Source organism: Streptomyces sp. NTD91 (assembly GCF_059510455.1).
Window position 1 is genome coordinate 194323 of record NZ_JCAJZW010000003.1, and the last position, 13380, is coordinate 207702.

10 protein-coding genes are annotated in these 13380 nt (G+C 70.6%); 8 read left to right on the forward strand and 2 right to left on the reverse strand.

The window, feature by feature from the left end; all coding sequences use genetic code 11:
• Positions 1 to 233 precede the first annotated feature (233 nt).
• From AC5WRT_RS05435 to AC5WRT_RS05470, 8 genes are all read left to right on the forward strand, one after another.
• A complete protein-coding gene (locus tag AC5WRT_RS05435; RefSeq protein ID WP_496096956.1) occupies positions 234 to 4100 on the forward strand; it encodes a sensor histidine kinase in 3867 nt (1288 codons plus the stop codon).
• A gap of 9 nt (positions 4101 to 4109) precedes the next feature.
• On the forward strand, positions 4110 to 4523 hold the full coding sequence (locus tag AC5WRT_RS05440) for a roadblock/LC7 domain-containing protein (RefSeq protein WP_005479910.1): 414 nt from the start codon (positions 4110 to 4112) through the stop codon (positions 4521 to 4523).
• Positions 4524 to 4635: 112 nt separating this feature from the next.
• A complete protein-coding gene (locus AC5WRT_RS05445) occupies positions 4636 to 5034 on the forward strand; it encodes a DUF742 domain-containing protein (protein WP_009190816.1) in 399 nt (132 codons plus the stop codon).
• Positions 5015 to 5590, forward strand: coding sequence for a GTP-binding protein (locus tag AC5WRT_RS05450; RefSeq protein ID WP_184970470.1), 576 nt, complete (start codon positions 5015 to 5017; stop codon positions 5588 to 5590). Before AC5WRT_RS05445 ends, AC5WRT_RS05450 begins: the two co-directional genes overlap by 20 nt.
• A 390-nt stretch (positions 5591 to 5980) precedes the next feature.
• Positions 5981 to 9250: a nitrate- and nitrite sensing domain-containing protein gene (locus AC5WRT_RS05455; RefSeq protein ID WP_496099980.1), complete on the forward strand. Its 3270-nt coding sequence runs from the start codon at positions 5981 to 5983 to the stop codon at positions 9248 to 9250.
• 10 nt (positions 9251 to 9260) lie between these two features.
• A complete protein-coding gene (locus tag AC5WRT_RS05460; RefSeq protein ID WP_004983065.1) occupies positions 9261 to 9674 on the forward strand; it encodes a roadblock/LC7 domain-containing protein in 414 nt (137 codons plus the stop codon).
• A 93-nt stretch (positions 9675 to 9767) separates the two neighbouring features.
• A complete protein-coding gene (locus AC5WRT_RS05465; protein WP_496096958.1) occupies positions 9768 to 10337 on the forward strand; it encodes a DUF742 domain-containing protein in 570 nt (189 codons plus the stop codon).
• Positions 10318 to 10899, forward strand: a complete 582-nt coding sequence (locus tag AC5WRT_RS05470; protein ID WP_496096959.1) for a GTP-binding protein — start codon at positions 10318 to 10320, stop codon at positions 10897 to 10899. The genes AC5WRT_RS05465 and AC5WRT_RS05470 overlap by 20 nt, the downstream gene beginning before the upstream one ends.
• A gap of 509 nt (positions 10900 to 11408) precedes the next feature.
• On the opposite strand, the gene AC5WRT_RS05475 is transcribed toward AC5WRT_RS05470, so the two are convergent.
• The gene (locus AC5WRT_RS05475) at positions 11409 to 11606 is read right to left on the reverse strand and encodes an acyl-CoA carboxylase subunit epsilon (RefSeq protein WP_496096039.1); all 198 of its coding nucleotides are present in this window, start codon (positions 11604 to 11606) and stop codon (positions 11409 to 11411) included.
• Positions 11607 to 11663: 57 nt separating this feature from the next.
• The gene (locus AC5WRT_RS05480) at positions 11664 to 13259 is read right to left on the reverse strand and encodes an acyl-CoA carboxylase subunit beta (protein WP_496096040.1); all 1596 of its coding nucleotides are present in this window, start codon (positions 13257 to 13259) and stop codon (positions 11664 to 11666) included.
• Positions 13260 to 13380: the final 121 nt, after the last annotated feature.

Sequence of the window (13380 nt, forward strand, 5' to 3'; positions counted from 1 at the left end):
GGGCACGGCCCTTGTTGGAGATCCGGCACTGTGCTGGAATTCCACGGACCGCTGCGGGATCGAGCCGGCGCACAGGGGGCGCGAAGCCGCGCCGAGTGGCGGGTGAGACAGGGGGGAACCAGCGCCGGTCACTCAAGACCAACGGGGGGCGTATTCAGGGCGCTCTCCACAACGCCGACACCGTGTCCCTCCGTTCACGCGGGGGGGCGCCTGGTCCAGAGGTTGCGACGCTAGTGCAGGGACGTTTCAAGAGGGATGGCAGCGCTTCGGCGGAGCCGGAGTCGCACGACGGAACTGGCCCCATGAAGGGCAGCTCCTCGCCCCAGCACGCCCAGAACCCGGGCCCGGCCCCGTCGGCGGACGGAGGTGACCGCGCCGGGCGCCCCGGCGTGTCGTCCTCCTCGACGGCGACAGCGGCCGGCGGCTCCGGTCCCGCCCCCACGCCGGCCATCAAGCCCGCCAAGGGCTCCACCGGCCCCGGCTCGCGCCTGGCCCTGCGCAACTGGCGCATCTCCACGCGCCTGGTGTCGCTGCTCGCGCTGCCCGTGGTCGCGGCGACCTCGCTGGGCGCGCTGCGCATCGACCAGAACATCACCGACATCCAGCAGCTCGACAACATGAAGCTGCTGACGGACATGACCAAGCAGGCCACCGAACTGGCCGCCGCGCTCCAGGAGGAGCGCGACCAGTCCGCAGGTCCGCTGGCGCACGGCCTCAACGCGAGCGACTACACGGTCAAGGGCTACCGGGACAAGACCGACCGGGCCCTGGCGAACTTCGAGAACTCCACCCAGGAGATCGACGCCGCCAGCAAGGACGGCCAGCTCCAGGGCGTCCGCGACAACCTCGTCGGCATCTTCAACCAGCTCGACCAGCTGGCCAAGATCCGCAAGAGCGCCTACACGTCGAAGGGCAACTCGACCCAGACGATCGAGTCCTACCACCGGTTGATCACCCAGCTGATCGACCTGTCCCAGGACATGGCCCAGGCGTCCAGCAGCCCCGAGATGATCTCGCGCACCCGCGCCCTGGCGGCCTTCTCCACCGCCAAGGAGTACGCCTCCGTGCAGCGCGCCACGATCGCCGCCGCGCTGCCCGCGACCACGTCCACCAAGGGCGACCTGTCGACGAACGACCGCCTCTACGGCCAGTCGGCGTACCAGAGCGAGAACTCCGAGATCTCGATCTTCCGGAAGATCTACGCGAACAACAACGCCGAGGAACTGCTCAAGCCGATCGACGAGGGCAACCCGACGATCGAGTCCGCGGACACCTACGCCAAGCGTGTCTTCGACTCCCCCGACGGCCTGCAGAGCCTGAACGCGCGCTCGTACCGCGACTGGGTGGACGACAGCTCGACCAAGATCGAGCAGATGAAGAAGATCGAGCACACGCTGCTCGAGGAGATGGAACAGAAGGCCCGCGAGCTGAAGAGCGCCACCCAGCGCGACGCCATCATCTCCGGTGCGCTGATCCTCCTCGTGCTCGGCGTGTCGCTGGTCGGTGCCTTCGTCGTGGCCCGGTCCATGATCCGCTCGCTGCGTCGGCTGCAGGAGACCGCGACCAAGGTCGCCCAGGACCGGCTGCCCGAGCTGGTCAAGCAGCTGTCGGAGTCCGACCCGCAGGATGTCGACACCTCCGTGGAGTCGGTCGGTGTGCACTCCCGGGACGAGATCGGCCAGGTGGCCGCGGCCTTCGACGACGTGCACCGCGAGGCGGTCCGCCTCGCCGCCGAGCAGGCCCTGCTGCGGGGCAACGTCAACGCGATGTTCACCAACCTCTCGCGCCGCTCCCAGGGTCTGATCCAGCGCCAGCTGTCGCTCATCTCCGAACTGGAGTCCCGCGAGGCCGACCCGGACCAGCTCTCCTCGCTGTTCAAGCTCGACCACCTCGCGACGCGTATGCGCCGTAACGGTGAGAACCTCCTCGTCCTCGCCGGTGAGGAGCCCGGGCGCCGCTGGACCCGCCCGGTCCCGCTGGTCGACGTGCTCCGCGCCGCCGCGTCCGAGGTGGAGCAGTACGAGCGCATCGAGCTGGCCGCCGTACCCACCACCGAGGTCGCCGGCCGCGTGGTCAACGACCTCGTGCACCTGCTCGCCGAGCTGCTGGAGAACGCGACCTCGTTCTCCTCGCCGCAGACCAAGGTCAAGGTCACCGGTCACGCGCTGCCGGACGGCCGCGTGCTGATCGAGATCCACGACACCGGTATCGGCCTGTCCCCCGAGGACCTCGCGGCGATCAACGAGCGGCTCGCCTCGCCGCCCACCGTGGACGTCTCCGTATCCCGCCGCATGGGCCTGTTCGTGGTCGGCCGCCTCTCCCAGCGCCACGGCATCCGCATCCAGCTCCGCCCGTCCGACTCCGGTGGTACGACCGCGCTGGTCATGCTGCCCGTCGACGTGGCCCAGGGCGGCAAGAAGCCCGCTCCGGGCAAGCCCGGCGCGCCCGTCGGCACCGGTGGCCCGGCCGCCGCGCAGGCCGCCGCCGGTGCTGCCGCGGCCCGGCGCCAGGCGGCCGGCAACAACGGCGGCACCCTCGGCGGCGCCCCGTCCGGCGGCGGTCTGCTCGGTGCCGGTTCCGGTCCGCGCGGCCAGGTGGGCGCCGGCCAGGGTCCCCGGGCCGCGCTGCCCGGCACGGGCCAGGGCGGCCGTCCCGGTGCGCGCGGTTTCCAGGGCGGTCCCGGCGGCTCAGGTCCCGGTGGCTCGCAGGGCCGGCCGGTGGCCGGTTCCGGTGCGGGCGGCTTCGGCGGTCAGGCGCCCGGCGCCCCGCAGAACCTGCAGACCGCGAACCCCGGCGGCCCGCAGCAGGACGCCTTCGGCGGCCGTGGCCCGCAGCGGCCCGGCGCCGGCTCGGACCAGGGCCGTCAGCCCCAGCTGCCGCCGCGCGGCGGCGCCCGGGCCGAACTGCCCGGCGGTGGCGACCAGCGCACCCCGGACTGGGGCGACGCCCAGGCCCCGCTGTCGCGTGCCTCGCTGGACGCGCCGCGCGGCCACGACGAGCAGGACCCGGCGCACACCGCGCGCATGCCGCACATCGACGACCGGCAGGGTCCGGGCTCGACGGCGGAAATGCCCCGGATCGGCGACCAGGGCCCGTCCGGCACCGGCGAGTTCCCGCGACCGGACTTCAACAGCCCCCAGAACACCGGCCAGTACGCCCTCCCGGACGCCTCGCAGCAGACGGGTCAGTACGCCCGCCCGGACGGCCCCGGGCAGACCGGCCAGTTCCCGCGCCCCGGAAACCCGCAGCAGGCCGGCCGGTTCGAGCGTCCCGAGGCCCCGCAGCCGCCCGGCAGGTTCGATCGTCCCGGCAGCCGCCAGGACTCCGGCTCGGGTCAGTTCGTCCGCTCCGACGTCTTCGGCACACCGGCGCCCCGCCAGGACGACCCGGCGCGCAACACGGGCCGAGACACCGGTCAGTTCACGGCTCCGCAGGGCTACGACGGCGGCTACGACGGCAGCGCCACCGGCCGGCACGCCCTGCCCGGACGCCAGGACCCGGCCCACACCGGTGAGTTCGAGCGTCCGCAGCCGGCCGGCCGGGACGACTTCGGCGCCCCGCAGCAGCCCGTGCACCGTGAGCCCCACCACGGGGGCGCCGGGCAGCGGCCCGACGAGGAGCGGGGGTCCGGTGACGGGTGGGCCCTGCCGCCGGCCAGCGGCCCGGGCGACGGCCGTACCCCGCTGTACGACACGCTGGAGACCAACTGGTTCCACGGCGGTCCGCAGGCGTCGTCCGCACCGCAGCAGCAGGCTCCGGCCCCGCAGCGCAGCGCGAACGGCAACGGAAACGCCTCCTCCACCACCGGCTCCTGGCGCACCTCGCCGAACGACGAACTCGTCCGCCAGGCCGAGCGCGTCCGGCAGCCCGCGTCCGGCGGTGTCACCACCTCCGGTCTGCCGCGCCGGGTGCCCCGGGCGAACCTCGTCCCGGGCACGGCTCAGCAGCAACAGCACCAAAGCGGTCCGCAGGTCTCGCGCGCGCCCGACGACGTACGCGGACGGCTGACCAACCTCCGTCGGGGCATCGCTCAGGGCCGTCAGGCCGGCAGCGGCCAGACCGGCAGCTTCCCGAGCCCCACTCACCAGCAGGAGCGTTAGTTGAGAGCGATGAGCCAGGCGGCACAGAACCTGAACTGGTTGATCACCAACTTCGTGGACAACACCCCCGGGGTGTCGCACACGGTGGTGGTCTCCGCCGACGGCCTTCTGCTGGCGATGTCCGAAGGCTTTCCGCGCGACCGCGCCGACCAGCTCGCGGCCGTCGCCTCCGGTCTGACCTCGCTGACGGCCGGGGCGTCCCGGATCTTCGAGGGCGGCGACGTGGCGCAGACGGTCGTCGAAATGGAACGCGGGTTCCTCTTCCTGATGTCCGTCTCGGACGGGTCGTCCCTCGCGGTCCTGGCCCACCCCGAGTGCGACATCGGCCTTGTCGGCTACGAGATGGCACTGCTCGTCGACCGCGCAGGGGCGGTGCTCACCCCGGACCTGCGCGCCGAACTCCAGGGCAGTCTGCTCCACTGAACGGCCCCGGCACCACCCACCTCACGAAAACACCGTCCGGCCGCCACAATCCCCCCACCGGCCCCGTCCGACGGCTTGACTGACCGCCTCGCTGTCCCGCCCGGAGGATTCGATGACCCCGCCCACCGCCCATCATGATCCGTACGCAGAGCCGTACGGGGACGAGGGCGACCAGCCGCTGGTCCGTCCGTACGCGATGACCGGCGGCCGGACCCGGCCGCGCTATCAACTCGCGATCGAGGCGCTGATCAGTACCACGGCCGACCCGGCAGCGCTCATGGGGCTGCTCCCGGAGCATCAGCGCATCTGCCACCTTTGCCGTGAGGTCAAGTCGGTCGCGGAGGTCTCCGCGCTGCTGGCCATGCCGCTCGGGGTGGCCCGGATCCTGGTGGCCGACCTCGCCGAGGCCGGCCTGGTCGCCATCCACCAGCCGGGTGGCGACGAGAACAACGGCGGCGCTCCGGACGTGACGCTGCTCGAAAGGGTGCTCAGTGGACTTCGCAAGCTCTGACGCGGGCCGGGCCACCACGTCCGCGAAGATCGTGGTGGCGGGCGGCTTCGGCGTGGGCAAGACCACGTTCGTCGGCGCCGTCTCGGAGATCAACCCGCTGCGCACAGAGGCCGTCATGACGTCCGCTTCGGCCGGCATCGACGACCTCACCCACACCGGAGACAAGACGACCACCACGGTCGCCATGGACTTCGGCCGCATCACCCTCGACCAGGACCTGATCCTCTACCTGTTCGGCACCCCCGGCCAGGACCGGTTCTGGTTCATGTGGGACGACCTGGTGCGCGGCGCGATCGGCGCAGTGGTGCTCGTGGACACCCGGCGCCTCGCCGACTGCTTCCCCGCCGTCGACTACTTCGAGAACAGCGGCCTGCCCTTCGTCGTCGCCCTCAACGGCTTCGACGGCCAGCAGCCCTATGCCCCGGAGGAAGTGCGGGAGGCCCTGCAGATCGGCCCCGACACCCCGATCATCACGACGGACGCCCGGCACCGGGCCGACGCCAAGAGCGCGCTGATCACGCTGGTCGAGCACGCCCTGATGGCACGGCTCAAATAGCACAGGCGTCCGTAATCAAGTGCGACGTCACATACGGCAGTTGTCGTAAAGGAACCCGGAGCCGACTGTGGCCTTTGACACGGTCGGCTCCGGTGTTCATAACAGTTCGGCAGAGGAATCCCCCGGTATCACCACGGGGCGCGGTCGCTCAGTGTCGCTGTGCTCACCATCGCCCCGCATTTTGGCGGGGCTCGCTCTTTATGACCGTTTTATCTGGGCCTTACAAGAGCATCACGCCGGGGTTTCCACTGTTTGGAAGAGCACTGGTCCGCGTGCTGGAATGCCTGAACTGCCCAATAGTCAAGGACGTACTCAAGTGTCGACGACGAAACGGGCTCTGAGAGACTGCGGCACGACGTAGGTGCCGACCGCCGAGAGGTTGTTGGTCGAGTGAGGCGAAGCAAGAACGGTCCCGAGCCGTCGGCGCGGGGCAACTTCACCCCGCCGCCGCGCGCTGCGGCGCCCAGCCCGGTAACCGGTGCGGAGCCGGCGGCCACTCCCGCGCCGAGCGGCGGCCGTTTCTCGCCGCGCAACTGGCGCGTGCCGACCAGGCTGAACGCGATCCTGCTGATACCCGTGGCGGTCGGTCTCGTCATGGGCGGATTCCAGGTGAAGACCTCGATCGACACCTGGCAGCAGGCACGTGACGCCGAGAACACCGCGCGCCTGGTGCGCGCCTCGCTGTCGTACGCCGACGCCCTCTACAACGAGCGGGACACCACCGCCGCTCCCCTGCTGAAGGGCAGCCTGGAGAGCGCCAAGGACAAGGCGATCGTCACACAGGCCCGCAACGTGACCGACAAGGCGGCCGACGCCTTCGACCAGGCCGCGCAGAACATGCCGCACAAGTCCGGCCTGGAGCGCCGGCTGAAGCTGTTCCGCCAGACGGAGCCGTTCCTGCAGACACTGCGTGCCGGCGCGTACACCTCCAAGTTCACCGGTGTGCAGACGGAGGAGGGCTACGTCAAGGTCGCCCATCCGCTGATGGAGTTCGCCAACGAGCTGGGCCTGGGCACCGGCAACATCACCTCCTACGGCCGTACCGTGTACGCCATCTCGCTGACGAAGGCGGCGCTGTCGCTGGAGCGCTCGATCGGCATGCACATGCTGATCAAGCCGGGTCCGGACGCCGGCAACCTGGCGAGCCAGCGCGTCGCCCTCTCCTCCTACGCCTACCTGGAGGGCATCGCCGTCGAGGAGTACCTCGGCGGTGGCACCCAGGCCGACGCGGACCGGCTCGACGCGGAGAAGGCGGACATCCAGACCCAGGCCAAGGCGATGGCCCAGCAGGCCAAGGCCAAGGACCCGAACTACGTGGCGCCGCCGTCCGACTCGAAGGACATGGTCACGTACCTCGCCACGCTGGACTCCACCAGTCCGGCCGCGCGTCAGCAGCTCGCTCTCAAGGGCGTCACCCCGGAGAACTGGTGGGCGGTCAACACCCTCAAGTTCAACGCGTACCGCAAGATCGAGTCGGACATGGCCGACAAGGCGGTGAACGAGGCCTCCGGCATCGCCGACGACGCCAAGACCTCCGCGATCACCACCGGTGCCGCCGTCGTGGTCGCCCTGCTGCTCGCCTTCATCCTGGCCGGTGCCGTGGCCCGCCAGATGAGCCGCTCGATGCGCCAGCTGCGCAACGCCGCCTTCGGCATCGCCGAGCAGCGCCTGCCGATGCTGGTCGACCAGCTCTCCCGCACCGACCCGGGCCGGGTCGACACCCGGGTCGCCCCGATCCCGATCACCACCAAGGACGAGATCGGCGAGGTCGCCCGCGCCTTCGACCAGGTCCACCGCGAGGCGGTCCGGCTCGCCTCCGAGCAGGCCCTGCTGCGGGGCAACATCAACGCGATCTTCACCAACCTCTCGCGCCGCAACCAGTCGCTGATCGAGGGCCAGCTGACCCTGATCACCGACCTGGAGAACAACGAGGCCGACCCGGACCAGCTGGAGAACCTCTTCAAGCTGGACCACCTGGCCACCCGTATGCGCCGCAACGGCGAGAACCTCCTCGTCCTCGCCGGCGAGGAGCCCGGCCGCCGCTGGGACCAGCCGGTCCCGCTGATCGACGTGCTGCGCGCCGCCTCCTCCGAGGTGGAGCAGTACGAGCGCATCGAGCTGTCCGGCGTCCCGGAGGCCGAGATCCACGGCCGCGCGGTCACCGACCTCGTGCACCTGCTGGCCGAGCTGCTGGAGAACGCGACCACGTTCTCCTCCCCGCAGACCAAGGTCCGCGTCACCGCGACCCGTCTCCCCGACGGCCGCATCATGATCGAGATCCACGACAAGGGCATCGGCCTGACGGCCGAGGACTTCGCGGACATCAACCACAAGCTGGCCAACCCGCCGACCGTGGACGCCGCGATCTCCCAGCGCATGGGCCTGTTCGTGGTCGGCCGACTGTCCGACCGGCACGGCATCCGCGTCCAGCTGCGCCCCTCGGGCGAGCAGGCCGGCACCACCTCGCTGGTCATGCTGCCCGACGCGATCACGCACGGCGGTGGCGGTGAGCTCCCGCTCGACCGCGAGGAGTTCACCGTCTCGCAGATCATCCCGGAGCAGCAGTTCCAGGGTGAGAACTTCAGCCAGGTGCCGCCGATGCGCACCGCCGCGGAACTCGGCTTCGACGACAGCCGGTACGCGGACGTCCCCGACGACATCCGCGAGCTGGACCCCGTCGGACGCTCCCTGATGCGCGAAGAGCGCCGGGCGGCCCTGGAGGCCCAGTCGCACGGCCAGCAGCCTGGCCAGCCGCAGCAGGAGGCCGCCGAGGCCCCCGCGTACGAGGACCCGCTGTTCGACGGCCCGCCCGCCTACCAGGAGCAGCAGGCCTACCAGGAGCAGCAGGCGTACCAGGAGCAGCACGCGCCCGCGTACGAGGAGCAGCAGGCCGGATACCAGGAGTCCTACTCCGAGTCGTCCACCGGTTCCCACGCGGCGGCGCAGGCGGCGTCGTACGACAAGGCCTACGAGGAGCAGTACTACGCGCCGAACGGCGACCTGCCGCAGGGCGACGGCTACTCCTCGAACGGCGGCTACCCCGAGCCCGCGTACGCGGAGCCGGCGGCGAGCCCGTCGTACCAGGACGACTGGCCGCAGCAGCCGCAGCAGGACGGCTACCAGAACGGCTATCCGGCCCAGTACGCTCCGGAAACGGAGTCCTCGCAGGCCGCTGACGCGAGTGAGCCGAACGGCGTAGGCTTCGACCGTCCGGGAACGGCATCTCCCGCCGCGCACGAGCTGACCGACGCCGGGCTGCCCCGCCGTGGATCCGTCGCGAGCGATTCGAACGGCTCGGGTACCGCGGCCGGCAGGGCACACGTGCAGCAGGATGCGCCGGCTCCCGCTCCGGGGACGAACGGCGACAGCGGCTGGCGCTCGCAGAACGACGAGCGGTGGCAGCAGGCGGCGCAGCTCCGGAAGCCCAAGGCAGGCGGGGTCACCGCCTCCGGTCTGCCGCGGCGGGTGCCCAAGGCCAACCTGGTCTCGGGTTCCGCCGAAACCACCCCCCAGGGGGGCCCACAGGTCTCCCGTGCCCCGGAGGACGTCCGGGGCAGGCTGAGCAACCTGCGCCGGGGCGTCCAGCGCGGACGCAGCGCAGGCAGTGAAACGAACGGCCAGGGCTTCGGTCCTGACAGCACCTACAACCAGGAGCGTTAGTGTGAGCCCGATGAGCCAGGCGGCACAGAACCTGAACTGGTTGATCACCAACTTCGTGGACAACACCCCGGGGGTGTCCCACACGGTGGTGGTCTCCGCCGACGGACTCCTTCTGGCGATGTCCGAAGGCTTCCCCCGCGACCGCGCCGACCAGCTCGCGGCCGTCGCCTCCGGTCTGACCTCGCTGACCGCCGGTGCCTCGCGCATCTTCGAGGGCGGCAGCGTGAACCAGACGGTTGTGGAGATGGAGCGGGGATTTCTCTTCATCATGTCCATCTCCGACGGGTCGTCCCTCGCTGTTCTGGCCCACCCGGAGGCGGACATCGGCCTCATCGGGTACGAGATGGCCCTTCTCGTGGACCGCGCGGGCACGGTTCTGACCCCGGATCTGCGTGCGGAGCTCCAGGGGAGCCTTCTCAACTAGTAATCGGACGGTGCGTATTCGCGTCCCGGGGCCGTAAGGTTTCGGGACGCGGTGCACAGCGATGGGCGCCAGGCACAGTCGGAGGAGGAGAAAGTGGCAACACCCCCAGGTGGTTCGCATCCGGGCAACTGGTCGTACGGCCCCACCCGGGGCCAGGGCGACGGCTCGGCGAACCGGTACAACTTCCCCTCCGCACCGAGCCACCGCCAGCCGTACGCCCCGCAGGGGCCCGGCCCCTCGCCGTACGACCAGCCGCCGGCCCCGCGCATCCAGCCGGTGCAGCCGCAGCGCCGCCCCGAGCCGGCGCCGGCCACGGCGGCCAACAACCCCTTGGTGCGTCCGTACGCCATGACCGGCGGTCGGACCCGCCCGCGCTACCAGCTCGCCATCGAGGCGCTGGTGCACACCACTGCCGCTCCGCACCAGATGCAGGGCCAGTTGCCCGAGCATCAGCGGATCTGCAACCTCTGCCGAGAGATCAAGTCGGTAGCGGAAATCTCCGCGCTCCTGACAATCCCCCTCGGCGTGGCCAGGATCCTCGTCGCCGACTTGGCGGAGGCGGGCCTGGTCGCCATCCATCAGCCCGGCGGCGACGAGAACGCCGGTGGCCAGCCAGACGTGACACTGCTCGAAAGGGTGCTCAGTGGACTTCGCAAGCTCTAGCGGCGGTCCTTCCCGCTCCACCACCTCCGCGAAGATCGTGGTGGCGGGCGGCTTCGGCGTGGGCAAGACCACGTTCGTCGGCGCCGTCTCGGAGATCAACCCGCTGCGCACAGAGGCCGTCATGACGTCCGCTTCGGCCGGCATCGACGACCTCACCCACACCGGAGACAAGACGACCACCACGGTCGCCATGGACTTCGGCCGCATCACCCTCGACCAGGACCTGATCCTCTACCTGTTCGGCACCCCCGGCCAGGACCGGTTCTGGTTCATGTGGGACGACCTGGTGCGCGGCGCGATCGGCGCAGTGGTGCTCGTGGACACCCGGCGCCTCGCCGACTGCTTCCCCGCCGTCGACTACTTCGAGAACAGCGGCCTGCCCTTCGTCGTCGCCCTCAACGGCTTCGACGGCCAGCAGCCCTATGCCCCGGAGGAAGTGCGGGAGGCCCTGCAGATCGGCCCCGACACCCCGATCATCACGACGGACGCCCGGCACCGGGCCGACGCCAAGAGCGCGCTGATCACGCTGGTCGAGCACGCCCTGATGGCGCGACTGCGCTAGCCGCCGGTTCATGAGGAACCCCGCGCCCCGAGGGACGCGGGGTTCCTTTGTCGCTGCGTGCACAGCGTGAAGGGCCCCTCCGCGACGGAGGGGCCCTTCACGGACCGGTGGAGCGGCACAGCCCAGAGGGCTTGTCCGACCATTCGCGTCGTTGCCCGAAGGGCGGCCGCGCGGCGTCAGGTGCGTGCTCTCCGCGCGCCGGCCCCCGGCCCTCGTTACCGGACGTACTCGGGTCCGGGGCCGGTGCGGCGAGTGGAGGCACCTCCCACGCCCTTGAGGCAGCGGGGAGCGTGCACGGCGTCGCGCGGCGAACGGGAACGGTCAAGCAGGCCCTAGGGCGTGTTTCGAAAGTCCCGTCTGGTCCGCGACGCCTGGCACGGCACCTCGCCGCGTTGTCGGGATCGTCCACGTACGCCCGGTACGAGGACGACCCTCCGCCTTGCGATGCACCGCACCAGACGCCGCGGACCCCGCCCTCCGGGCGGACGACGCCACTTTCGAAACACGCCCTAGCCGTGCCAGCTGTGCGGGGCGCGGAAGCCGCCCTCGCGCTCCAGGCGCCGCCAGGCGGCCTTGCGGCCGGCTCGGTGGGGGCGGCCCGTGGATGCCGGCTGGGCGGCGGCGCGGGCCAGGAGGACGGCCGTGATGGCGGCGACTTCCTCGGGCTCGGCGTGGCCCTTCTCGACGCGGATGTCGGGAGTGCTCATGGGTGTCAGTCTCCGGGAGAGAGAGGTCCGCGGGGTTGCCGCGGCGGGTCCGCTCGGTTACTGCGGGGGGTTGCCGTGCTTGCGGGAGGGCAGGTCGGCGTGCTTCGACTGGAGCATCGCCAGCGACCTGACCAGCACCTCGCGGGTCTCGGCGGGGTCGATGACGTCGTCCACGAGGCCGCGCTCGGCCGCGTAGTACGGATGCATCAGCTCGGCCTTGTACTCCTTGACCATCCGGGCCCGCATGGCCTCGGGGTCCGGCGCCTCGGCGATCTGGCGGCGGAAGATGACGTTCGCGGCGCCCTCGGCGCCCATCACGGCGATCTCGTTGGTCGGCCAGGCGAAGGTGAGGTCGGCGCCGATCGACTGGGAGTCCATGACGATGTAGGCACCTCCGTACGCCTTGCGCAGGATCAGCGAAATCCTCGGCACGGTCGCGTTGCAGTAGGCGTACAGCAGCTTCGCGCCGTGGCGGATGATTCCGCCGTGCTCCTGATCGACACCGGGGAGGAACCCCGGCACGTCCAGGAAGGTGACGATCGGGACATTGAAAGCGTCACACATCTGGACAAAGCGCGCAGCTTTTTCGCTCGCCTCGATGTCCAGGACGCCGGCGAGGACCTGCGGCTGGTTGGCGATGATGCCGACCACCTGACCGTCCAGGCGGGCGAGGGCGCAGATGATGTTGCGGGCCCAGCGCTCGTGCACCTCGAGGTACTCGCCGTCGTCGACGATCTCCTCGATGACCTTGGCCATGTCGTACGGCCGGTTGCCGTCGGCCGGAACCAGGTCCAGCAGGACGTCGGAGCGGCGGTCGACGGGGTCGCTCGACTCCGCCCGGGGCGGGTTCTCGCGGTTGTTCTGCGGCAGCAGCGACAGCAGGTACCGCACCTCGGCGATGCAGGTCTCCTCGTCGTCGTACGCGAAGTGGCAGACGCCGGAGGTCTCCGCGTGGACGTCGGCACCGCCGAGCCCGTTCTGGGTGATCTCCTCGCCCGTCACGGCCTTGACCACGTCCGGGCCGGTGATGAACATCTGCGAGGTCTCGCGCACCATGAACACGAAGTCCGTGAGGGCGGGGCTGTAGGCCGCACCACCCGCGCACGGGCCGAGCATCACCGAGATCTGCGGGATGACACCGGAAGCCTTGGTGTTGCGCTGGAAGATGCCGCCGTACCCGGCGAGCGCCGAGACGCCCTCCTGGATGCGGGCCCCCGCACCGTCGTTCAGCGACACCAGAGGAGCCCCGGCCGCGATGGCCATGTCCATGATCTTGTGGATCTTCGTGGCATGGGCCTCGCCCAGCGCACCGCCGAAGATCCGGAAGTCATGGGCGTACACGAAGACCGTACGGCCCTCCACCGTGCCCCAGCCGGTGACGACGCCGTCGGTGTACGGCTTCCTCGCCTCCAGGCCGAAACCCTGCGCGCGGTGCCGACGCAGCTGCTCGACCTCCTGGAAGGATCCCGGGTCCAGGAGCAGCTCGATCCGCTCCCGCGCGGTCAGCTTGCCCTTGGCGTGCTGGGCCGCGGTCGCCTTCTCGCTGGGACCCGCCACCGCGTGCGCACGAATCTCGTGCAGTTCGGCGACCCGCCCGCGCGCGTCCGCCGGCTCGCCGGTCGGCTCACCCGTCGTCTCTTCCAAAACGGTCATGTAGCGACCTTACGAAGGACACCGAGGAAAGCGAGCCGTCGACTCCGTACAGTCTCCGGCTCGTTTTCCTGGTACCAGTGAACAGAACCTCGGCCCCATGCAGCCGTTCCGACTGCTCACA